General features: G+C 73.7%; 18 protein-coding genes. 13 read left to right on the forward strand and 5 right to left on the reverse strand.

Annotated elements, in window-relative coordinates:
• Nucleotides 1-54: 54 nt before the first annotated feature.
• The 7 genes from J3P41_RS14615 to J3P41_RS14645 all read left to right on the forward strand — a co-directional run bounded on the left by J3P41_RS14615 (nt 55) and on the right by J3P41_RS14645 (nt 9,967).
• On the forward strand, nt 55-1,128 hold the full coding sequence (locus J3P41_RS14615; RefSeq protein ID WP_210651091.1) for an NADH:flavin oxidoreductase/NADH oxidase: 1,074 nt from the start codon (nt 55-57) through the stop codon (nt 1,126-1,128).
• Between the two features lie 85 nt (nt 1,129-1,213).
• A complete protein-coding gene (locus tag J3P41_RS14620) occupies nt 1,214-2,275 on the forward strand; it encodes a permease (protein ID WP_210651092.1) in 1,062 nt (353 codons plus the stop codon).
• A 216-nt stretch (nt 2,276-2,491) separates the two neighbouring features.
• On the forward strand, nt 2,492-4,150 hold the full coding sequence (gene kdpA / locus J3P41_RS14625; RefSeq protein ID WP_210651093.1) for a potassium-transporting ATPase subunit KdpA: 1,659 nt from the start codon (nt 2,492-2,494) through the stop codon (nt 4,148-4,150).
• Complete coding sequence (kdpB, locus tag J3P41_RS14630) at nt 4,147-6,165, forward strand: potassium-transporting ATPase subunit KdpB (protein WP_210651094.1); 2,019 nt, start codon at nt 4,147-4,149, stop codon at nt 6,163-6,165. Before kdpA ends, kdpB begins: the two co-directional genes overlap by 4 nt.
• Before the next feature lie 13 nt (nt 6,166-6,178).
• Nucleotides 6,179-6,778 carry a potassium-transporting ATPase subunit KdpC gene (gene kdpC, locus J3P41_RS14635; RefSeq protein ID WP_307862013.1) on the forward strand — a complete coding sequence of 200 codons (600 nt, stop codon included), beginning with the start codon at nt 6,179-6,181 and terminating at the stop codon, nt 6,776-6,778.
• A gap of 4 nt (nt 6,779-6,782) precedes the next feature.
• The gene (locus J3P41_RS14640; RefSeq protein ID WP_210651095.1) at nt 6,783-9,293 is read left to right on the forward strand and encodes an ATP-binding protein; all 2,511 of its coding nucleotides are present in this window, start codon (nt 6,783-6,785) and stop codon (nt 9,291-9,293) included.
• Nucleotides 9,290-9,967: a response regulator gene (locus J3P41_RS14645; protein ID WP_210651096.1), complete on the forward strand. Its 678-nt coding sequence runs from the start codon at nt 9,290-9,292 to the stop codon at nt 9,965-9,967. The genes J3P41_RS14640 and J3P41_RS14645 overlap by 4 nt, the downstream gene beginning before the upstream one ends.
• 385 nt (nt 9,968-10,352) lie before the next feature.
• Here J3P41_RS14645 and J3P41_RS14650 read toward each other — a convergent pair whose 3' ends face one another.
• The gene (locus tag J3P41_RS14650; protein WP_210651097.1) at nt 10,353-11,927 is read right to left on the reverse strand and encodes a YegS/Rv2252/BmrU family lipid kinase; all 1,575 of its coding nucleotides are present in this window, start codon (nt 11,925-11,927) and stop codon (nt 10,353-10,355) included.
• A 116-nt stretch (nt 11,928-12,043) separates the two neighbouring features.
• On the opposite strand from J3P41_RS14650, the gene serS reads away from it, so the two are divergent.
• Genes serS through J3P41_RS14670 form a run of 4 tightly spaced genes read left to right on the forward strand, consistent with a single transcriptional unit; the run spans nt 12,044 to nt 15,588 of the window.
• Complete coding sequence (serS, locus tag J3P41_RS14655) at nt 12,044-13,312, forward strand: serine--tRNA ligase (RefSeq protein ID WP_210651098.1); 1,269 nt, start codon at nt 12,044-12,046, stop codon at nt 13,310-13,312.
• Complete coding sequence (locus J3P41_RS14660; RefSeq protein WP_210651099.1) at nt 13,302-14,201, forward strand: HAD family hydrolase; 900 nt, start codon at nt 13,302-13,304, stop codon at nt 14,199-14,201. Before serS ends, J3P41_RS14660 begins: the two co-directional genes overlap by 11 nt.
• A 1-nt stretch (nt 14,202) precedes the next feature.
• Nucleotides 14,203-15,006 (forward strand): Cof-type HAD-IIB family hydrolase, encoded by an 804-nt coding sequence (locus tag J3P41_RS14665; protein ID WP_210651100.1) that lies wholly within the window; start codon nt 14,203-14,205, stop codon nt 15,004-15,006.
• Nucleotides 15,007-15,015: 9 nt separating this feature from the next.
• Nucleotides 15,016-15,588 (forward strand): hypothetical protein, encoded by a 573-nt coding sequence (locus tag J3P41_RS14670; RefSeq protein ID WP_210651101.1) that lies wholly within the window; start codon nt 15,016-15,018, stop codon nt 15,586-15,588.
• Between the two features lie 15 nt (nt 15,589-15,603).
• Here J3P41_RS14670 and J3P41_RS14675 read toward each other — a convergent pair whose 3' ends face one another.
• From J3P41_RS14675 to J3P41_RS14690, 4 genes are all read right to left on the reverse strand, one after another.
• Nucleotides 15,604-16,230, reverse strand: coding sequence for a bacterial proteasome activator family protein (locus J3P41_RS14675; protein WP_210651102.1), 627 nt, complete (start codon nt 16,228-16,230; stop codon nt 15,604-15,606).
• Between the two features lie 475 nt (nt 16,231-16,705).
• Nucleotides 16,706-17,671, reverse strand: coding sequence for an NAD(P)H-quinone oxidoreductase (locus J3P41_RS14680; protein WP_210651103.1), 966 nt, complete (start codon nt 17,669-17,671; stop codon nt 16,706-16,708).
• Nucleotides 17,672-17,676: 5 nt separating this feature from the next.
• On the reverse strand, nt 17,677-18,000 hold the full coding sequence (locus J3P41_RS14685; RefSeq protein ID WP_210651104.1) for a DUF6457 domain-containing protein: 324 nt from the start codon (nt 17,998-18,000) through the stop codon (nt 17,677-17,679).
• 74 nt (nt 18,001-18,074) lie between these two features.
• The gene (locus J3P41_RS14690) at nt 18,075-18,653 is read right to left on the reverse strand and encodes a molybdenum cofactor guanylyltransferase (protein ID WP_210651105.1); all 579 of its coding nucleotides are present in this window, start codon (nt 18,651-18,653) and stop codon (nt 18,075-18,077) included.
• An 80-nt stretch (nt 18,654-18,733) separates the two neighbouring features.
• On the opposite strand from J3P41_RS14690, the gene J3P41_RS14695 reads away from it, so the two are divergent.
• Together J3P41_RS14695 and J3P41_RS14700 are read left to right on the forward strand one after the other, a co-directional pair.
• Entirely contained in the window at nt 18,734-19,501 is a 768-nt protein-coding gene (locus J3P41_RS14695) for a carbon-nitrogen hydrolase family protein (protein WP_210651106.1), read from the forward strand.
• 284 nt (nt 19,502-19,785) lie between these two features.
• Complete coding sequence (locus J3P41_RS14700; RefSeq protein ID WP_210651107.1) at nt 19,786-20,748, forward strand: hypothetical protein; 963 nt, start codon at nt 19,786-19,788, stop codon at nt 20,746-20,748.
• Nucleotides 20,749-20,755: the final 7 nt, after the last annotated feature.

Genomic DNA, 20,755 nt, shown 5'->3' on the forward strand with positions numbered 1-20,755 from the left:
GCCCGGGATGCGGTTGAGCCTCACGGACCGTCCCCCGACCAGGAGCCTTTCCCCGTGAGCCGTCTCTTCAGCCCGATCACCCTCCGCGACCTGACCGTCCGCAACCGCGTCTGGGTGGCTCCCATGTGCCAGTACTCCGCCGTCGACGGGGTGCCGAACGACTGGCACCTGGTCCACCTCGGCTCGCTCGCCCGCGGTGGTGTCGGACTGGTCCTCACCGAGGCCACGGCCGTCGTCCCCGAGGGACGCATCTCGCCCGAGGACACCGGCCTGTGGAACGACGAGCAGCAGGCGGCGTGGACGCGGATCGTGGACTTCGTCCACGCGCAGGGCGCGGCGGCGGGCGTCCAGCTCGCCCACGCCGGCCGCAAGGCGTCGACGTACTCCGGCTTCACCGCCGCGCGCGGCGGTGTTCCCGACGCCGACGGCGGGTGGCAGCCCGTCGGGCCCTCGCCCGTCCCCTTCGAGGGGCTGCGCCCGGACCCCGAGCCGCTGGACGCCGACGGCATCGCGCGCGTCGTGACGGCGTTCGGCGACGCCGCCGAGCGCGCCCTCGCGGCGGGCTTCGACGTCCTCGAGCTCCACGCCGCCCACGGCTACCTGCTGCACGAGTTCCTCTCGCCGCTGTCCAACCACCGTGAGGACGGCTACGGCGGCTCCTTCGAGGGACGGGCGCGGCTCCTGCTCGAGGTGGTGCGCGAGGTGCGCGGGCGGGTGCCCGCCGGGGTTCCGCTGCTCGTCCGCGTCTCGGCGACCGACTGGGTCGAGGGCGGCTGGACCGCCGAGGAGACCGTGCGGCTCGCCGCGCTGGTGCGGGAGGAGGGCGTCGACCTCGTCGACACCTCCACCGGCGGCAACGTGCCGCGTGCCGACATCCCGGTCGAGCCCGGCTACCAGGTGCGCTTCGCCCGGCAGATCCGCCAGGAGGCCGGCGTCCCGACCGGCGCCGTCGGTCTGATCACCGAGCCCAAGCACGCCGAGGAGGTCCTGGCCGACGGGTCCGCGGACGTCGTCCTGCTCGGCCGCGAGCTGCTGCGCGACCCCCACTGGCCGCTGCGGGCGGCCTACGAGCTGGGCGAGACCGACACCGGGCTGTGGCCGGTGCAGTACCGCCGCGCGGCTCCCTAGCCGCCTGGCCGACGGTCATCCCGACGGCCATCCCGACGGGTGGGTGACGCTTGTGCGCCGCCGCCCGCCCGGCCGACGATGAGCCATGTCCTTGGGAGCGCTAGCCGCACGCCGCCCCACCAGGGCGGGGATCGCCGGGCTCCTGGCCCTGACGGTCGTCTTCACGGTCGGCTTCGCCTGGTCGAAGTGGGTGCCGTACTGGGACCGCACGCTCGCGCTCGACGCGGTCCCGGCGTGGCCGTCGCCGCCCATCTTCGACGCCGCCGGCGACGTCCCGTCGCTGCGGGGGACGTGGGACTTCACGGTCGCCTACCTGGACGCGGTGTGGCGCGCAGTCCTGGTCGGCCTGCTCGTGGCGGCGGCCGTGGACGCGCTGGTGCCCCGGGGATGGGTGACGCGGGTGCTCAACCGTCGGTCCCCGGTCGGCCAGGCCGCGGCGGGTGGTGCCGCCTCGCTGCCGTCGATGATGTGCAGCTGCTGCACGGCTCCGGTGGCGGTCAGCCTGCGCCGCAGCGGCGTGTCGACCAGTGCGGCCCTGGCGTACTGGGTGGGCAATCCGCTCCTCAACCCCGCCGTCCTGGTCTTCCTCGCCTTCGTGCTGCCCGCCGAGTACGTCGCGACCCGCTTCCTGGTCGGGCTCGCCGTGGTCGTCGGGGCGAGCGCCGTCATCGGGCGGCCGCTCGACCGCCGCGCAGGGGGCGCCGTCGTCGCCGCGCCTCCGGTCGAGGAGCCGGCGGGCCTCGGCGAGCTGCCCGCGCGCTACGTCCGCTCCCTCGCGCGCTTCGTCCTCGTGCTGGTGCCGGAGTACGTCGCGCTCGTGTTCGTGCTGGGCCTGATCAGCCCCTGGCTCACCGACTTCGCCGACGTGGAGGCCGCACTCGGAGTCGCCGCCGTGCTGGTCGTGGCGGCGCTGGGTACCCTGCTGGTCATCCCGACCGGTGGCGAGATCCCGGTCGTCGCCGCGCTGCTCGCCGTCGGCGCTGGTGCCGGCACGACCGGTGCCCTGCTCGTCACGCTGCCGGCACTGAGCGTGCCGTCGGTCGTCATGGTCGGCCGCGCGATGGGCTGGCGGGCGACGTGGGCGATGACGGCCGCGGTCGTGCTGGGCGGGGTGGCCGCCGGGCTGCTGCTGGCCGCCGCGTCTTGAGCGAGCAGCGGTCCGCGCCGGACCGTCCGTGAGGTCCGCGCCACACCCGCGGCAAGAGCCCGTCAACGGGCGCTAAGACCGCGTCAAGGACGGTCGCGGACCGCATCCCCGGGCCTTCGATGGACGCATGAGCCTCTTCAGCGTCCTGCTCGTGGTCGCGGTGGTCGTGGTCGCCCTCTACGTCCTGGCCGCGCTCGTCGTCCCGGAGCGGTTCGAGTGAGCGACACCGCCGGCGGCCTGCTCTCCCTCGCCGCCCTCCTCGCCCTCCTCGCCGCCGCCTACGTCCCGCTCGGCGACCACATGGCGCGGGTCTTCACCAGCACCCGGCACCTGCGCGCGGAGCGCGCGGTCTACCGCCTCACCGGCGTCGACCCCGACGCCGAGCAGGGTGCCCGGTCCTACGCGACCAGCGTCGTCGGCTTCAGCGCGGTGGGGGTGGCCGTCCTCGTCGGCCTGCTGATGGCGCAGGCGGCCCTGCCCCTGCACCGCGACCTGCCGGGCGTGCCGTTCTGGATGTCGGTCAACACGGCCGTCTCGTTCGTCACGAACACCAACTGGCAGTCCTACGCCGGTGAGTCGACGCTCGGGTTCACCGCGCAGATGGCCGGACTGGCCGTGCAGAACTTCCTGTCCGCCGCGGTAGGCCTCGCCGTCGCGGTGGCGCTCGTGCGCGGTTTCGTCCGCTCGCGCAGCGGCACCCTCGGCAACTTCTGGGTCGACCTGACCCGCGGCACGATCCGGATCCTGCTGCCGCTGTCGCTGGCCGCGGCGCTGCTGCTGGTGGCCGGCGGCGTCGTGCAGAGCTTCGCCGACTCGACCATCAGCACCCTGGCGGGCCACCCGCAGGTGCTGACCGGCGGGCCGGTGGCCAGCCAGGAGGCGATCAAGCTCCTCGGCAACAACGGCGGCGGCTTCTTCAACGCCAACTCCGCGCACCCGCTCGAGAACCCCACCGCGCTGACGAACCTCCTCCAGGTCTTCCTCATCCTGGTGCTCCCCGTGTCGCTCACCCGGACCCTCGGCACGATGCTCGGCGCCCGTCGTCAGGGCCTGGCCGTGCTCGGCGTCATGACCCTGCTGTGGACGGTCTCCCTGGTCGTGACCACATGCGCGGAGGTCGGCGGACACTCGGCGGCGGCGCGGGCCGCGGGCGCCGCCATGGAGGGCAAGGAGACGCGATTCGGCGAGTGGGCCTCGGCGCTGTTCGCCGTCGCCACCACCGGTACGTCGACCGGCGCGGTCAACGCCTCCCACGACTCGCTCACCCCCGCCGGCGGCGGCGCCGTGCTCGCCAACATGATGCTCGGCGAGGTCGCACCCGGCGGCGTGGGCGCCGGTGTCTACGGCATCCTCGTGATGGCCATCCTCACGGTGTTCGTCGCCGGGCTCATGGTCGGGCGCACCCCCGAGCTGCTCGGGAAGAAGATCAATGCCGCCCAGATGACGTACGTCGCGCTCTACACGCTGACGACGCCCGTCCTCGTGCTCGTCGGCACCGGCACGGCGATCGCCCGCGACGACACCGCCGGCGCGCTGGGCAACCCGGGCGGTCACGGGTTCTCGGAGGTCCTGTACGCCTACACGTCGGCCGCCAACAACAACGGCAGCGCGTTCGGCGGGCTGACCGTGACGTCGGACTTCTTCCAGGTGAGCCTGGCCCTGGCGATGCTGCTCGGCCGGCTCGTGCCGATCGTCCTGGTGCTGCTGCTCGCGGGCTCGCTCGCGCGGCAGGGCACGGTGCCGCGCACCAGCGGCACGCTCCCCACCCACACCCCCCTCTTCGCAGCGATGCTGGTCGGCGTCATCGTGGTGATGACCGGCCTCACCTACTTCCCCGCGCTCGCCCTCGGACCGATTGCTGAGGCCCTGTCATGACCGGCACCACCTCCTTGTTGACCCAGGCCGGGCAGCAGCTGCCCGACGCCTTCCGCAAGCTCGACCCGCGGCACCTGTGGCGCTCGCCGGTGATGTTCCTGGTGCTCCTCGGCTCCGCGGCGACCACGGTCGCGGCCGTCGCGGACCCGAGCGTCTTCACCGTCGCCATCGCCGCCTGGCTCTGGCTGACCGTGCTGTTCGGCAACCTCGCCGAGGCCGTCGCCGAAGGACGCGGCAAGGCTCAGGCGGCCTCCCTGCGGGCGGCCCGCACCGACACGGTGGCCCGCCGGCTGGCTGCGGACGGCAGCGAGGCACCGGTCCCGGCCACCGCGCTGGCGGTCGGCGACCTGGTCGTCGTCGAGGCCGGTGACGTCGTGCCCGGCGACGGCGACATCGTCGAGGGCATCGCGTCGGTCGACGAGTCGGCCATCACCGGCGAGTCGGCCCCCGTCATCCGTGAGGCCGGCGGCGACCGCAGCGCCGTCACGGGCGGCACCCGCGTGCTGTCGGACCGGATCGTCGTCCGCATCACCGCCGCCGCGGGCCACACCTTCCTCGACCGGATGATCGCGCTGGTGGAGGGCACCTCCCGGCGTCGTACGCCCAACGAGATCGCGCTCTCCATCCTGCTCGCCAGCCTCACGCTGGTGTTCCTCGCGGCCGTCGCGACACTCGCGCCGATGGCGACGTACGCCGGCGCGCCGCAGGACGTGGTCGTCCTGGTCGCCCTCCTCGTCTGCCTGATCCCCACCACGATCGGAGCGCTGCTCTCAGCCATCGGCATCGCCGGCATGGACCGGCTGGTGCGGGTCAACGTGCTGGCCGGGTCCGGGCGGGCCGTCGAGGCGGCCGGTGACGTCAGCACGCTGCTGCTCGACAAGACCGGCACCATCACCCACGGCAACCGGCAGGCGAGTCGCTTCGTGGCGGCGCCCGGGGTGGGCGACGACGAGCTCCGCGACGCCGCGCGGGTCTCGAGCCTGGCCGACCGCACGCCGGAGGGCAGGTCCGTCGTCGAGCTCGCCCTCGGCCTCGGCGCCGACGACACCGACCTGCCCCGCGGGGCGACGTTCGTCGAGTTCACCGCCCAGACGCGGATGTCCGGTGTGGACCTCGCCGACGGGACCCAGGTCCGCAAGGGCGCCGGCTCGGCGATCGCCGGGTGGCTCGGCCGGGACCATCCGCAGGAGGTGCGCGACATCGTCGACGAGATCTCCCGCATGGGCGGCACGCCGCTGGTCATCGGTCTCCGCGACGGCGGGGGAGCCGGCCGGGTGCTGGGCGTGGTCCACCTCAAGGACGTCGTCAAGGACGGCATGTCCGAGCGGTTCGCCGCGCTGCGCGCGATGGGCATCCGGACGGTCATGATCACCGGCGACAACGCCCTGACGGCCCAGGCGATCGCGGCGGAGGCGGGCGTCGACGACTTCCTCGCCGAGGCCACGCCCGAGGACAAGATGGCCTACATCCAGCGCGAGCAGCAGGGGGGTCGCCTGGTCGCGATGACCGGCGACGGCACCAACGACGCGCCGGCCCTGGCCGCCGCCGACGTCGGGGTGGCGATGAACAGCGGCACGGCCGCGGCCAAGGAGGCCGGCAACATGGTCGACCTCGACTCCGACCCGACGAAGCTCATCGACATCGTCGGCATCGGGAAGCAGCTGCTCGTCACCCGCGGCGCGCTGACGACGTTCTCGATCGCCAACGACGTCGCGAAGTACTTCGCGATCATCCCGGCGATGTTCGCCACGGCCTACCCCTCGCTCGAGCGGATCGACCTGATGGGCCTGTCGTCCCCGCAGTCGGCGATCCTGTCGGCGGTGGTGTTCAACGCGCTGGTGATCGTGGCGCTCATCCCGGTGGCGCTGCGCGGCGTGCGGTTCCGCGCCGCCGACGCCGGCTCGGTGCTGCGGCGCAATCTCCTCGTCTTCGGCCTGGGCGGGCTCGTTGTGCCCTTCGCCGGCATCAAGCTCATCGACCTGCTCGTCTCCACCCTGCCCGGCCTGGGCTCCTGAAAGGGCTGACCCCGTGACCACCCTCCTCACCGACCTCGCCCGCCAGTCCCTGGCCGCGCTGCGCCTCCTGCTCGTGATGACCGTGCTGCTCGGCATCGGCTACCCCGTGGCCGTGTGGGGCGCCGGTCAGGCGTTCGGGGAGCGCGCCGCCGGTCAGCCGGTCCGCCTCGACGGCGAGGTGGTCGGCTCCCGTCTGCTCGGCCAGCACTTCGAGGGCGAGAAGTGGTTCCACGGCCGTCCCTCGCCCCAGGCGTACGACGCGCTCGCCTCGGCGCCCAGCAACCTCGGCCCCAGCAACCCCGAGCTGCTCGCCGCCATCGAGCAGCGACGCGCCGAGGTGGCGCAGCGCGAGGGCGTGCCGGCGGCCGAGGTGCCGGCCGACGCCCTGACGGGCTCCGGGTCCGGGCTCGACCCGCACATCTCGCCGGCGTACGCCCGACTGCAGGTCCCGCGCGTCGCGGCGGCCAACGGTCTGGGCACCGATGAGGTCGAGCGGCTGGTCGCCGCGCACACCGTCGGCCGCGCGCTCGGATTCCTGGGCGAGCCGGGGGTCGACGTCCTCGGGCTCAACCTCGCGCTGGTGCACGCCACGGGCGGCACCGGGGGAGACTGAGCGCATGGATCGCGGACGTCTGCGCGTCTACCTCGGCGCAGCGCCCGGGGTGGGCAAGACCTACGCCATGCTCGACGAGGGCCACCGCCGGCTCGAGCGGGGGACCGACGTCGTCGTCGGCTACGTCGAGACGCACGGGCGTCCGCGCACGTCGCGGCTTCTCGACGGGCTGGAGGTCGTCCCGCGGCGCCGCATCGACTACCGCGGCACGACCCACGAGGAGATGGATCTCGAGGCGATCCTCGAGCGGAGTCCGGGCGTGGTGCTGGTCGACGAGCTCGCCCACACCAACGTGCCGGGCAGCACCCATGCCAAGCGGTGGCAGGACGTCGAGGCGCTGCGCGAGGCGGGCATCGAGGTCGTCACGACGGTCAACATCCAGCACCTCGAGTCGCTGAACGACGTGACCGAGGCGATCACGGGCGTGCGCCAGCGCGAGACCGTGCCCGACCACGTGGTGCGCTCGGCCGACCAGGTCGAGCTGGTCGACATGAGCCCGCAGTCGCTGCGCAGGCGGATGGCGCACGGCAACGTCTACGCCCCGGATCGCGTCGACGCCGCCCTGTCTCACTACTTCCGCGAGGGAAACCTCGCTGCGTTGCGGGAGCTGGCGCTGCTGTGGCTGGCCGACCGGGTCGACGAGGGGCTGGGCCGCTACCGCGACCAGCACGCGATCGAGTCCACCTGGCCCGCACGCGAGCGCATCGTCGTACCGGTCAGCGGCGGACCGGAGTCGGCGACATTGATGCGACGGGCGGCGCGGATCGCGGATCGGCGCTCTGGCGGCGAGTGGCAGGCCCTGTACGTCACCCGCCAGGACGGGCTGCGCGGCATCGCACCCGCCGACCTGGGCAGCCTCGCCGCCAAGGCCGAGGAGCTCGGCGGCACCTTCCACACGGTCGTCGGCGACGATCCCGCTGCGGCCATCCTGGCCTTCGCGCGGGCGGAGAACGCCTCGCAGCTGGTCATCGGCGCGAGCCGTCGCGGGCGGGTCTCGACCTTGCTGCGACCGGGTGTGGGGGAGCGGGTGGTCGCCGGGTCGGGCGAGGTCGACGTGCACATCGTCTCCCACGACCACGCCCGCGGGCGCGCGTCGGACCGCCCGCCGCCCGCCGCCCTCGGAGCGCGCCGGCGCCTGGCGGGCCTCGTCTTCGGCGTGCTCGTGCCGGTGGGGCTCAGCGCGCTGCTCCACGCCACCCGCGGCCTGCACGGCCTGCCGATCGAGGCGATGTCGCTGATGCTCGTCGTGGTCGCGACCGCGCTCCTCGGCGGGCTGGCCCCCGCGGTCGTCTCAGCGCTGGCCAGTGCGCTGCTGCTGAACTACCTGTTCACCCCGCCCCTCTACACGCTGACCGTCGCCGAGCCCGAGAACGTCCTGACCATCGTGATCTTCGCGGCGGTCGGGATCGCGGTCGCGTCGGTCGTCGACAACGCCGCACGGCGCACGGCCGAGGCGCGCGCCGCGCGCGCGGAGGCCGACGCCCTGACCGTGCTCGCGCACACCCTGCTCAGCTCGAGCGACGACCTGTCCGGCCTGCTCTCGTCGGCCTGCCGCCTCTTCGGGGCCGACGGCGCGGCCGTGCTGCGGAGGGACGAGGGGGGCGGCGAGACCGTGGTGGCGCAGTGCGGGCACCCGCCCACCTCGGTCGAGCGCGCCGACATGGCGGCCGCCGTCGACGAGCGCAGCAGCCTCGTCCTCGCCGGTGCCGCCCTGCCCGCCACCCGGCGCGGCCTGCTCAACGCGTACGCCGCCTACGCCAAGGTCATGGAGGAGCGCCGGCGCGCGACCCGGGCCGAGGTCGAGCGGCTCCGGCTGGCCGAGGTCGACCGCACCCGCACGGCCCTGCTCGCGGCGGTGTCGCACGACCTGCGCAACCCGCTGGCCGCGGTCAAGGTCGCCGTCGCCAGCCTGCGCAGCACCGACGTGACGTGGTCGGCCGAGGACGAGGCCGAGCTGCTGCGCACGATCGAGGAGCAGGCCGACCGGCTCACCGCCCTGGTCACGAACCTGCTCGACATGAGCCGCATCAGCACCGGCTCGATCAGCGCCGCCGTCACCGAGGTGGCCCTGGCCGAAGCCGTACGCCGGAGCATCTCGCCCCTCGCCGGCGGCGAGCGGATCGAGGTGGCCGTCGCCCCGGACGTGCTGGTGCTCGCCGACGCGGGGCTCCTGGACCGGGTGCTCGCCAACATCTGCGAGAACGCGCTCAAGTACACACCGGCCTCGGCGACGGTGCGCGTGGACGCGAGCGTCGGCACGGCCCGCGTCGTCGTACGCATCGCGGACTCCGGCCCGGGGGTCCCGCGAGGCGACCAGGAACGGCTCTTCGCCCCCTTCCAGCGGCTCGGCGACGTACCGCAGCAGGACGGGGTCGGGCTCGGTCTCGCCGTGGCGCACGGGCTCACCGAGGCGATGGGTGGCACCATCACGACCGAGGACACCCCCGGCGGCGGCCTGACGTTCGTGCTGGAGCTGCCCGCCCCGACCCCGCCCAGCACCGAGGAGGCGCCGTGACGTTCGTGCTGGTCGTCGACGACGACCCCGCGATGCGGCGCACGCTCTCGATCAACCTGCGGGCCCGCGACTACGACGTGGAGACGGCCGGCGACGGTCGCTCGGCGCTGCAGATCGTCGACGAGCGGATGCCCGACGTGGTCCTGCTGGACCTCGGGCTGCCCGACCTCGACGGCGTCGCGGTGCTCCGCCGGCTGCGGTCCTTCACGCAGGTCCCGGTCATCGTGGTCTCCGCGCGCACGGAGTCCGACGACAAGGTGGAGGCGCTCGACCTCGGTGCCGACGACTACGTCACGAAGCCGTTCTCTATCGAGGAGCTGCTGGCCCGGGTGCGCGCCGCCTCGCGCCGCGTCGGTCGCGAGGAGCCGGACGTCGTGGTGGAGGTGGCGGGCCTGCGCCTGGACCTCGCCGACGGCCGGGCGACCCGCGACGGCGTCGAGGTGCACCTCACGCCGACCGAGTGGCGGATCGTCGACGTGCTCGCGCGCCAGCGCGGGCGGCTGGTGCGGCAGAGCGCGCTGCTGACCTCGGTGTGGGGCCCGGGCTACGACACGCAGACGAACTACCTGCGGGTCCACATGGCCAGCATCCGCCGCAAGCTCGAGGTGGACCCCAGCCGCCCGACGGTGTTCCTCACCGAGCCGGGGATGGGCTACCGCCTCGTCGTCGGGTGAGCGCGCCGTCCCACGCGCCCGTCGTTCATCAAGGTATGTCGCTGGATGGGCACTTCCCCCGTGGAGTTGACCGCGGGAAGTGCCCGTTCGGCTGGGGAACTGCTGGGCCGTCGCGGGAGGTGACGGTCCATCCGGGGGAGTGCCGGTCCGCCTAGGGGACCGTCGTCTGTACATCAAGGGATGTCGGTGGGTGGGCACTTCCCCCGTGGAGCTGACCGCGGGAAGTGCCCGTCCGGCTGGGGAACTGCTGAGACGTCGTCTGTCCATCAAGGGATCTCGCTCGACCGGCACTTCCCCGGCCAGCCGACCCCGGCACCCGCGCCCGGCGAGCCGACCCCGGCACACGCGCCCGGCCAGCCGGACCCGGGCGCGCGGCGGTCGGACCTCAGCGCGGGACGCGTACGAGCAGCCGCCCGTGCACGCACTCCATCCACAGCTCGCGGCCGACGCCGATCGAGTCGCCGTCGAGCTGGCGGGGAGTGTCGGCCGAGGCCTTGATCCGCACGCGCGCGCCCGTACGCCGGTCGATGAGCTCGTCGACGGTCGGGCTCCTGCGCAGCACCCGTACGGCGAGGGGGATCCACGACAGGAACTTCTTCGGGTGCAGGATCACCACGTCGAGCAGGCCGTCGTCGATCGCCGCGTCCGGCAGCAGCGGCATGCCGGCCTGCAGGGAGCCGACGTTGCCGACCACGACGGTGCGAGCCCGGTGCACGGTCGGCTCGTCGTCGTCGATCTGGATCTCGACCTTCATGGGCGGGAACATCAGCGACCGCAGCCCGGACAGGACGTAGGCGACCCAGCCGATCTTCTTCTTGATGTCCTCGTTGACGCCCTCCATGATCGCGGCGTCGAAGCCCATGCCGGCCATCACCATGAAGTGGGTGTCCTCGATGCCGTCCCCGCCGACGTCGACGAGGTCGATGGCGCGGTCCTGGCCGTTGAGCGCGACGTCGATCGCCGAGCGCAGGTAGAGCGGGATGCCGAGGTTGCGCGCCAGCAGGTTGCCGGTGCCGGCCGGGATGATGCCGACCGGGATGCCGGTGCCGGCGAGCTCGGCGCAGACCTCGCGGACCGTGCCGTCCCCGCCGCACACCATCACCAGGTCGGCGCCCGCGACGGCGGCGCGCTCGGCCATCCCGGTGCCGGGATCCTCGACGGTCGTGTACTGCCAGGTGGGCTCGGACCAGCCGGACTCCCTGGCCATCGAGGCGACGATGGAGCGGAACTGGCCGACGTCCTCGACCTTGACCGGGTTGAGGATCACCGCGAGGCGGCGCTGCGAGGCGTACACCTGCGGCAGCGGGTCGGCCTTGGCGGCGATCGACCGGGGGCGCGGGTCGATCAGGGCGAGCGTGACCAGGAAGATGCCGACGCCCAGCAGCGAGCCGGCGATCACGTCGCTGGGGAAGTGCCGGCCGAGCAGCACCCGGTCGACGCAGACCAGCAGCCACCAGGCCACGACGACCGCGATCCCGGTGCGGCGCAGGTTGGTGCGCCGCACGAAGAGCACGAGCAGCATCACCAGGATCGCGCCGAACGCAGCGGTCGACGAGGCGTGCCCGGAGGGGAAGCTGAAGCTCTCGTGCAGCCCCAGCGTGTCCTGCCAGGTCGGCCGGTCGCGGCCCAGCCACACCTTGAGGCCGGAGGTCGCGGCCGACGTCGCGACCATGACGACGACCGCGAGCACTGCCGCCCACCGCTGGCGTCGTACGACGAGCGCGAGCGCGAGCAGCACGGTGAGGACCGTCATCCCGATCGTGCCGAAGCTGACCTCGATCACGCGCAGCACGTCGACCAGCAGCGAGGAGTCGTCCGCCCAGTCCTCCAGGCGCCGCCCGTTGACGTCGAACGCGTCGAGGGGCGACCGGTCGCGCGTCACCAGGAAGCCCAGGACGCCGAGGAGCACGGCAGCGACGCCGGCCGAGGCGAGGCTGCGGGTGCGGGAGGCGGGGGTCACCCGCGAAGTATGCCCAAACCTGCTTGTTTTCCCCGAGCCAGCGGCGGCTACCCTCCCTGTGTGACCGCACCCCACGACGAGCCTCGCGTCGCTCCTCGCACCGCAGGGAGCCGGCGTTGATCGATCCCCGCCTGCTCCGTGACGACCCCGACCGCGTGCGCGCCGCCCAGGCCAAGCGGGGCCTGTCCGACGACGTCGTGGACCGGGCCCTGGCCGCCGACACCGCCCGCCGCCAGGCGATCGCCGACTTCGAGGCGCGGCGCGCTGAGCAGAAGGCCAGCGGTGCGCTGGTCGCCAAGGCGCAGGGCGAGGAGAAGCAGGCCCTGCTGGCCCAGGTGAAGGAGCTCGCTGCCGGCGTGAAGCAGGCCGAGGCCGCCCGCAACGCCGCCGAGGCCGCGTGGGACGAGGCGATCAAGGCCATCCCCAACCCCGCGGCCGATGAGGCGCCGGCCGGAGGCGAGGACGACTTCGTCGTCCTGGAGACGGTCGGCAGCAAGCCGGAGTTCGACTTCGAGCCGCGCGACCACGTCGAGCTCGGCGGGATGCTCGGCGCCTTCGACCTCGAGCGGGGCGCCAAGGTGTCGGGCTCGCGCTTCTACTTCTACACCGGCATCGGGGCCCGCCTGCACCGCGCGCTCGTCAACATGGCGATGGACATGGCGGCCGCCAACGGCTTCACCGAGGTCGTCGCGCCCGCGCTGGTGAAGTCGCGCGCGATGGAGGGCACCGGGTTCCTCGGCCAGGCCGCGGACGACGTCTACCGCATCGAGGGACAGGACCTCTACCTCGTCGGCACCTCCGAGGTGCCGCTCGCGGCCTACCACTCCGACGAGATCCTCGACGCCGCACAGCTGCCGCTGCGCTACGCCGCCTTCAGCTCGTGCTTCCGCAAGGAGGCCGGCTCCCACGGCAAGGACACCCGCGGCATCTTCCGGGTGCACTGGTTCGACAAGGTGGAGATGTTCGTCTACACCACCGTCGAGGAGTCGTACGCCGAGCACCAGCGGCTGCTGGGTTGGGAGAAGGAGTTCCTCGACGCCCTCGAGCTGCACTACCGCGTGATCGACGTGGCCGCCGGCGACCTCGGCACGTCCGCGCAGCGCAAGTTCGACTGCGAGGCCTGGATCGCCTCGCAGGGACGCTTCCGCGAGCTCACCTCGACGTCCAACTGCACCGACTTCCAGAGCCGCCGCCTCGACATCCGCACTCGCGGGGAGTCCGGCACGGTGCCCGTCGCCACTCTCAACGGCACGCTGTGCTCGACCAACCGGCCGATGATCGCACTGTTGGAGACCCACCAGAACGAGGACGGCTCGGTCACCGTCCCCCAGGCGCTGCGCCCCTACTTGGGCGGGCTGGAAGTGATGAAGCCCCTTGACCGCTGAGGACGTCCGCCCGGTCGACGAGGCGGCACCGCGCGCGACGGCGGCCCCGGACGCCGGCTGGACCCCCAAGCTCGTCGCCCTCGACATCGACGGCACGCTGCTGGCGTGGGTCGACGGGCAGACCGAGGACTACGAGACCATCACCCGTCCGGTCTACGAGGCGGTGCACCGTGCGCTCGACGCCGGTGCGCACATCGTGCTGTCCAGCGGTCGCTCGCCCCACGGGATGACCCGCATCGCGGACCTCCTCGACATCCCGCGCGAGGACGCCGACCAGCTGTGGGTGGTGGCGTCCAACGGCGCGGTCGTCTTCCGCTACCCGCCGATGGAGGTCGTGCACGAGGAGACCTTCGACGCCGCGCCGGCCGTCGCCGCCGTGCTCGAGCACCACCCCGAGGCCCTCGTCGCGGTCGAGGAGCGCGGGGTCGGCGGCTACCGCGTCAACCGGGTCTTCCCCGAGGGCGAGATCTCGGGCGAGCAGATCATCACCGAGGTCGACGACATCGTGGGCGAGCCGGTGAGCCGGGTGATCATCCGCGACCCCGCCGCGACGGCCGAGGATTTCCTCGCGCTCGCCGACAAGCTGGGCCTGCACGGCACCGACTACGTCGTGGGCTGGACCGCCTGGCTCGACCTCTCCCCGGTCGGCGTCTCGAAGGCGTCCGGCCTGCAGCACGTGTGCGACCGGCTCGGCCTCACCGCGGCCGACGTCCTGGCCATCGGCGACGGGCGCAACGACATCGAGATGCTGCGCTGGGCAGGTCGCGGCGTCGCGATGGGGCAGGCGGTCGAAGAGGTGCGGGCCGCCGCCGACGCCGTGACGGCGCCCGTCCACGAGGAGGGCGCCGCCGTCGAGCTGTCGCGCTGGTTCCCGCCTGCAGGTGACTGAGGTGCGGGCCGCGCGCCCCCGCCTGGTCGCCACCGACCTCGACGGCACGCTGCTCGACCCGGAGGGCCGGGTCTCCGCCCGCACCCGCGCGGTGCTCGACGAGCTCGACGCCGGCGGCGTACCCGTCGTGTTCACCACCGGCCGGCCCGTGCGCTGGATGGAGGAGCTGTGGGAGGCCGTCGGCGGCCACGGGCTGGCGATCTGCAGCAACGGCGGGATCGTGTACGACGTCGCCGCCCGCCGGGTGCGCGACTTCCGCGCGGTGCCGCGCGAGGTGGGCCTAAAGGTGGCCGAGCTGGTGCGCGCGGCCGTGCCGGGAACGACGTTCGCGATCGAGCACACCTCGGGGTGGGCGAGCGAGACGACGTTCCCGCGGCACCCCGACGACCAGGACTCCGACCGCGGCGAGTGGGAGTCCATCTGGACCGACGACGTCGTCAAGGTGCTCGCCGTGCACGAGGACCTGGACCCCGAGGACTTCTGGCGACGCGTCGAGGCCGCCGTCGGCACGCTCGCCACCACGACCTGGTCGTCCACGTTCGCGCTGGTCGAGATCAGCGCCGCGGGGGTCACCAAGGCGACGACGCTGGCCACCATCGCGGCCGAGATGGACCTGGCGGCCGAGGACGTCGTCGCCTTCGGCGACATGCCCAACGACCTGCCCATGCTGGAGTGGGCCGGCACCTCCTACGCGATGGCCAACGCGCACCCGTCGGTGCGCGACATCGCCGACCACCTCGCGCCCGGCAACGACGAGGACGGCGTCGCGACGGTGCTCACCGACCTCTTCGGCCTGTCTCGATAGGCTGCCGGCATGCTCCGTGCCGTACGCCTCGCTGCCGCGCTGCTGCTCGCGTGCCTCGGCCTGGTCGCGACGACCAGTGCCCCGGCATCCGCCGCGTGCACGTGCCGGCAGGGCCAGCTCGAGCAGCAGGTCTCCCGCGCGGACGTGGTCTTCCTCGGCACCGTCGACCGGGTCCAGCAGCAGGGGGACGGGCACGCCTACGAGATCACCGCCTCGCGGACCTACCAGGGCACCCCGGAGCGCACGACTGAGGTCGTCTCCGCCGGTGGCCGCAACGCCTGTGGGCTCGGTGCGCTCGACGTCGGTGACAGCTTCGTCTTCCTCGCCACCGGCACGGCCGCCCCCTACGAAGCCGACAGCTGCGGCGGCACGAGCGTGGCCAACCCCGCCACGGTCGAGCGGGTCGAGGCGCTCCTCGGCGAGGGCACCTCGATCGAGCCGCCCCCGCCGCCGACGGCCGAGCTGACGCGGGTGGAGGACTCCCCGCCCGCCGGCTTCGCGCGCACGGCGGCTCCCGGGGCCGCGGCCGCGATCATCGGCCTCCTCGGCCTGGTCGTCGTACGCCGTCTCGCCCGCCGCTGAGCGGGCCCGCCGGCGTCAGAGGTACATGCCGCCCGAGTGGCCGCCGGACTCCGGCGCCTCGCCGCCGGGCATGGCGGGCCTGGCGCCCGGCTGCTGCTGCGGCTGTCCGCCCTGTCCCATCGGGAGGGCGCGGCGCATCTGCTCCAGCTGGGCGCGCGAGGCCATCTGCTGGGCGTAGATCGCGGTCTGGATGCCGTGGAAGAGTCCCTCCAGCCAGCCCACGAGCTGCGCCTGCGCGATCCGCAGCTCGCCCTCGGACGGGGTGCCGCCCTCGGTGAAGGGCAGCGAGAGACGCTGCAGCTCCTCGACCAGCTCGGGCGCGAGGCCCGACTCGAGCTCCTTGATCGAGGCGCCGTGGATCTCCTTGAGGCGCTGGCGGCTCGCCTCGTCGAGCGGGGCCGCCTTCACCTCGTCGAGGAGCTGGCGGATCATGCTCCCGATCCGCATCACCTTCGCCGGCTGCTCGACGAGCTCGGTGATGTGGCGCTCGCCGTCACGGTCCTCGCCGTCGCCGCCGTTCGCGACCTGCTGCTGCGTGGGGAGCGCGCTCGCCGGGATGGTGCCGATCGGCTGCCCGTCGGGTCCCACGACCACGACCTGGTCGTCGTTCGCGGTGGGCTCGGGCTGCTGGTGCTCGGTCATGTCCCCACCCTAGAACGCCGTCCGTGACGCGCTCCCGGCGAGCGGTGGCTGAGCCACATGCGGGCGGCTGGGGATGTGGCTGGCGCACCGCTGGGGTCGGGTTGTACGCCGGGTGCTGGGGTGGCGGTGGCTGAGCCACATGCGGGCGTTCGGCGATGTGGCTGGCGCACCGCTGGGGGTCGGGTTGTACGCCGGATGCTGGGGTGGCGGTGGCTGAGCCACATGCGGGCGGCTGGGGATGTGGCTCACGCACCGCTGCGGGGACCGGCGTACGCCGAGACGCCGGGGGCTGGGGCAGCGGTGGCTGAGCCACGTCCGAGCGGCCAGAATGGTGGCTCACGCACCGCTACGGGGACCGGCGTACCCCGAACCCCTGGCAGCGGTGGCTGAGCCACGTCCGAGCCGCCAGAAATGTGGCTCACGCACCGCCCACCCGAAACCCAGGGCGCAAACCCGAAGCCGAGGGCGGTGGAACTCACAGGGTGAGCACGATCTTCCCGGCCCGCCCGCCGTCGTCCATGAGCTGGTGGGCCCGGGCCACGTCCTCCAGCGGCATCGTGGTCTCCACGATGGGACGGACCTGTCCGGAGGCGACGAGCGGCCAGACGTTCTCGACGACGCCGCAGCAGATCGCCGCCTTCTCGGCCACCGGGCGCGCGCGCAGCGAGGTGGCGGTGACCGAGGCGCGCTTGCGCAGCAGGGCGTTGATGTCGAGCTCGCCCCTGCTGCCGCCCTGCATGCCGATGATCACCAGCCGTCCGCCGGTGGCCAGCGCGGAGACGTTGCGCTCGAGGTACTTCGCCCCCATGTTGTCGAGGATGACGTCGGCGCCGCCGGCGTCGCGGAGCACCTCGGCGAAGTCCTCGTCGCGGTAGGAGATCGGCCGGGCGCCGAGGGAGCGGCACAGCTCGAGCTTCTCGGGCGAGCCGGCGGTCGTGTAGACCTCCGCCCCGCGGGCGGCCGCGAGCTGGATGGCCATGGTGCCAATGCCGCCGGCACCCCCGTGGACCAGGAAGCGCTCGCCCTTCTGCAGGTGGGCGGTCATGAAGACGTTGGACCAGACGGTGGCCGCCACCTCGGGCAGGCTCGCGGCCTCGACCAGCGAGACGCCGGCCGGCACGGGCATGACCTGTCCGGCCGGCACCGCGACCCGGGCGGCGTACCCGCCACCGGCGAGCAGGGCGCACACCTCGTCGCCGACCGACCAGCCCTCGACCCCCGCCCCGACCTCGGCGATCCGGCCGCTGCACTCGAGACCGATGACGTCGGAGGCGCCGGGCGGAGGCGGGTAGAAGCCCTGCCGCTGGAGGGTGTCGGCACGGTTGACGGCGGTGGCGACGACGTCGACGAGCACCTCGCCGGCACCGACGCTGGGGTCGTCGACCTCGCCGACGGACAGGACCTCGGGACCACCGGTGCCGGTGGTGACGACCGCGCGCACGCCGCTCAGTCCTCGTAGAGGTCGGTGGAGTGGTCGACCGTGGAGTCGTCGGGCACGTCGTCGTCGATGTCGTCGGGATCGCGCGCGTCGGCGGGACGGTCCCAGCTCTCCGCGAGCTGCTGGGCACGCGCGGCGAGGCGCTCGACCGCCTCGGGGTCGGCGCCGCGGGAGCCGGCGGCGATCCCCAGGAGGTACGCCGTGATCGGCGCGGCGGTCTTCTGCACGTTCTGGGCGGCCGTCCGAGCCAGGTCGAGGACCAGGCCCTCGTCGACCTCGGCCTCGACGTCGAGGACGTCGCTCAGCTCATCGATCCAGTCGTGAAGATTCACGACCCCAATGTCTCGCAACCCACCGGCGCGCGGCAAGGGAGCCGGTACGCGGCCCGGGACGCTGCGCGAGCGGCTCAGCCGCGCAGGTCGCGCAGGTCGGCCCAGGTGTCGACGTCGACCCCCTCGTCGCCCGCAGCGCGGACCTCCGCCAGGTCCAGCGGAGCCAGCAGGCGGTGCATCGCCATGCCGTGCTGCTGCTCGCGGTCGGGGCGTACGCCGTCCAGCCGCGCCGCGTCGAGCACGCCCGCGAGCTGCCGCCGGCCGTCGCCGTCGACCAGGAACGCCCCGTCGTGGCCCTGCGCCGCCGCGCGTAGCCGCCGCAGCGTCGACGGCGTCACCCGCGGCATGTCGACCGCCAGCACGCCGACGACCCGGGGGCGGTGCAGCAGCGCGTCGACGCCGGTCAGCAGTCCCGCCACCGGCCCGCCACGGGGCGGGTCCTCCCGTACGAACGTCACCGGGCGTTCGGTCCGGACGCCGTCCGGGCCGACCACGACGACCTCGTCGGCGTCGACGAAGGCGTCGACCGCGTACGCGAGCAACGTCCGACCTGCCAGCTCGACGCTCGCCTTGTCGACGCCGTCCATCCGGGCCGCCGTACCTCCGGCGAGCACGACGCCGCAGAAGCCTCCGGCGCTGACGTCGACGTCCATGCCGGCATCCTCCCAGCCCGACGAGGATCGGGCTGGGAGGATCGGGGGGTGTGCCGTGACGTCTCTGGCACCCTGGACGCATGAGCGAGCAGCTGCGGGTGCGCGTCCACCAGTGGGCGAGCGGGCTCGACCCCGCCGAGAACCGGGCGCGGCTGGGCGCCGGCGTGACGCCGGGCGCCGACCTGGTCGTCTTCCCCGAGGCGTTCGCCCGTGACTTCGGGCAGGCCGGCTCGGACGTGAGCGGCTTCGCCGAGAACCTCGACGGGCCGTTCGCCCGCGAGCTCACCCGCGTGGCGGACGCGGCGGCGTGCACGGTCGTCGCCGGGATGTTCGAGGCCGCCGACGACCCGTCGCGGCCCTTCAACACCCTCGTCGTCGCGGGCGCGAGCGAGGCGGCGTACCGCAAGATCCACCTCTACGACTCCTTCGGCTATCGCGAGTCCGACCGGCTCACCGCCGGGCGCCCGGAGCCGGTGGTCGTCGAGGTCGCGGGCTGGCGGGTAGGCCTGATGACCTGCTACGACCTGCGCTTCCCCGAGCTCGCCCGGATGCTCGTCGACGCCGGCGCCGAGGTCCTCGTCGTCCCTGCCGCGTGGCTGCCCGGCGAGCGCAAGGTCGAGCACTGGCGCACCCTGCTGGCCGCGCGCGCCATCGAGAACACCTGCTTCGTCGTGGGCGCCGGACAGCCGGCGCCGCGCTACAGCGGGCACTCCACGGTCGTCGGGCCGCTGGGCGACACCCTGGCCGCGGCCGACGGGGAGGAGCAGACGCTGGAGGTGGTGCTGGAGCGCGCCGACCTCGAGGCGGCACGTCGTACCAACCCGTCCCTGGCCAACCGCCGGCTGTAACCTCCTCGGCCGTGCCTTCCTCCGACAGCCGCCGCGGGTCGTCCCGCGGCAAGCGGGCCGCCGAACGGCCGCCCTCGCGGCTGCGCCGGACCCGGAAGGCGGATCGGAAGGCGGACCCCGAGACGAGCCCTCTGCCGGAGCCCACGCCGGGTCCCGCGCCGGGTCCCGTGCCAGGTCCCGCGTCGGAGCCCACGCTGGGCTCGGGGCCCGGTCCGGTGCCGGAGCCGACGCCGGCGCCGTACGGTCCGCCCCGCTCCGTGCTGGCGGCCTGGTTCAGTGTCCTCGTGCTCGGCAGCGCCGCGTTGGCGTGGTCGGCGGTCACCGGGGTCCTGTCCGGCGGTGAGGGATCGGCTGGTCCCGGTCCCGCGCCGGAGTGGCTGGACGGAGCGGGTGGCGTCGCCGTGGTCACGGCGCTCACCTGGCTGCTCGCGACCCGCATCGCGGGCCGCGCCCTGATCTGGGCCGCGCTCGCTCTCGTGCTCGCGGCAGGCAGCCTCGTGATCGGGGGTCGCGTGCTGCCCACCGGCGCTGCGGTCATCACGTGCGTGGTCGGGGGCGTGTACGCCGTGATGGTGACGGTGCCGGCGGTCACGTGGTGGCGGGCCGTGCGCGAGGTGCTGGTGAGCACCCTCGTGGCCGTGGTGACGGCCTTCGCGGCGGTGGGCTTCGAGCCCACGGTGGTCCCGGAGCGGTTCGACCTGGTGGCGCTGCTGCTGGCGCTCGGGCTGGTGTTCACGGTCGTCTACCGCCTCGGTGCCGGCCTGCACGGACTCGGCCGCCGCGGCCTGATCGCCGTCGCCATCGGGTTGGCCGTCCTCGTCGCGACGCTCGCCTACGCCGAGCTGCTGCGTCGCTACGGCGCCCAGGCGTTCGTGTCCACCGTCCTCGACTTCGCCGACGCGACCAGCGAGCGCATCGGTGCCTTCCCCCGGCCGCTCGTCGTGCTGCTCGGGATCCCGGCCCTGGTCTGGGGCACCCACCTGCGCGCCCGGCGCCGGCAGGGCTGGTGGGTGTGCGCGTTCGGCGTCGCCGCCACCGTGCCGCTCGCGACAGGCCTCGTCGCGCCGGATACCTCGTACGCCGCGGCCGGCCTGCGGGCGGCGTACTCCCTGGTGCTCGGCCTGGTGGTCGGCTACCTCGTCATCCGCGCCGACCTCGCGCTCACCGGCCCGAAGGGACGCCGTGGGCGCCGGGCCGAGGAGGCCGGTCCGCACCGGCCCGAGCCGCGTCGCTTCGCCGAGCTCTGAGGCCGAT

The organism is Nocardioides sp. SYSU D00065 (genome assembly GCF_017916425.1).
GTDB lineage: Bacteria > Actinomycetota > Actinomycetes > Propionibacteriales > Nocardioidaceae > Nocardioides.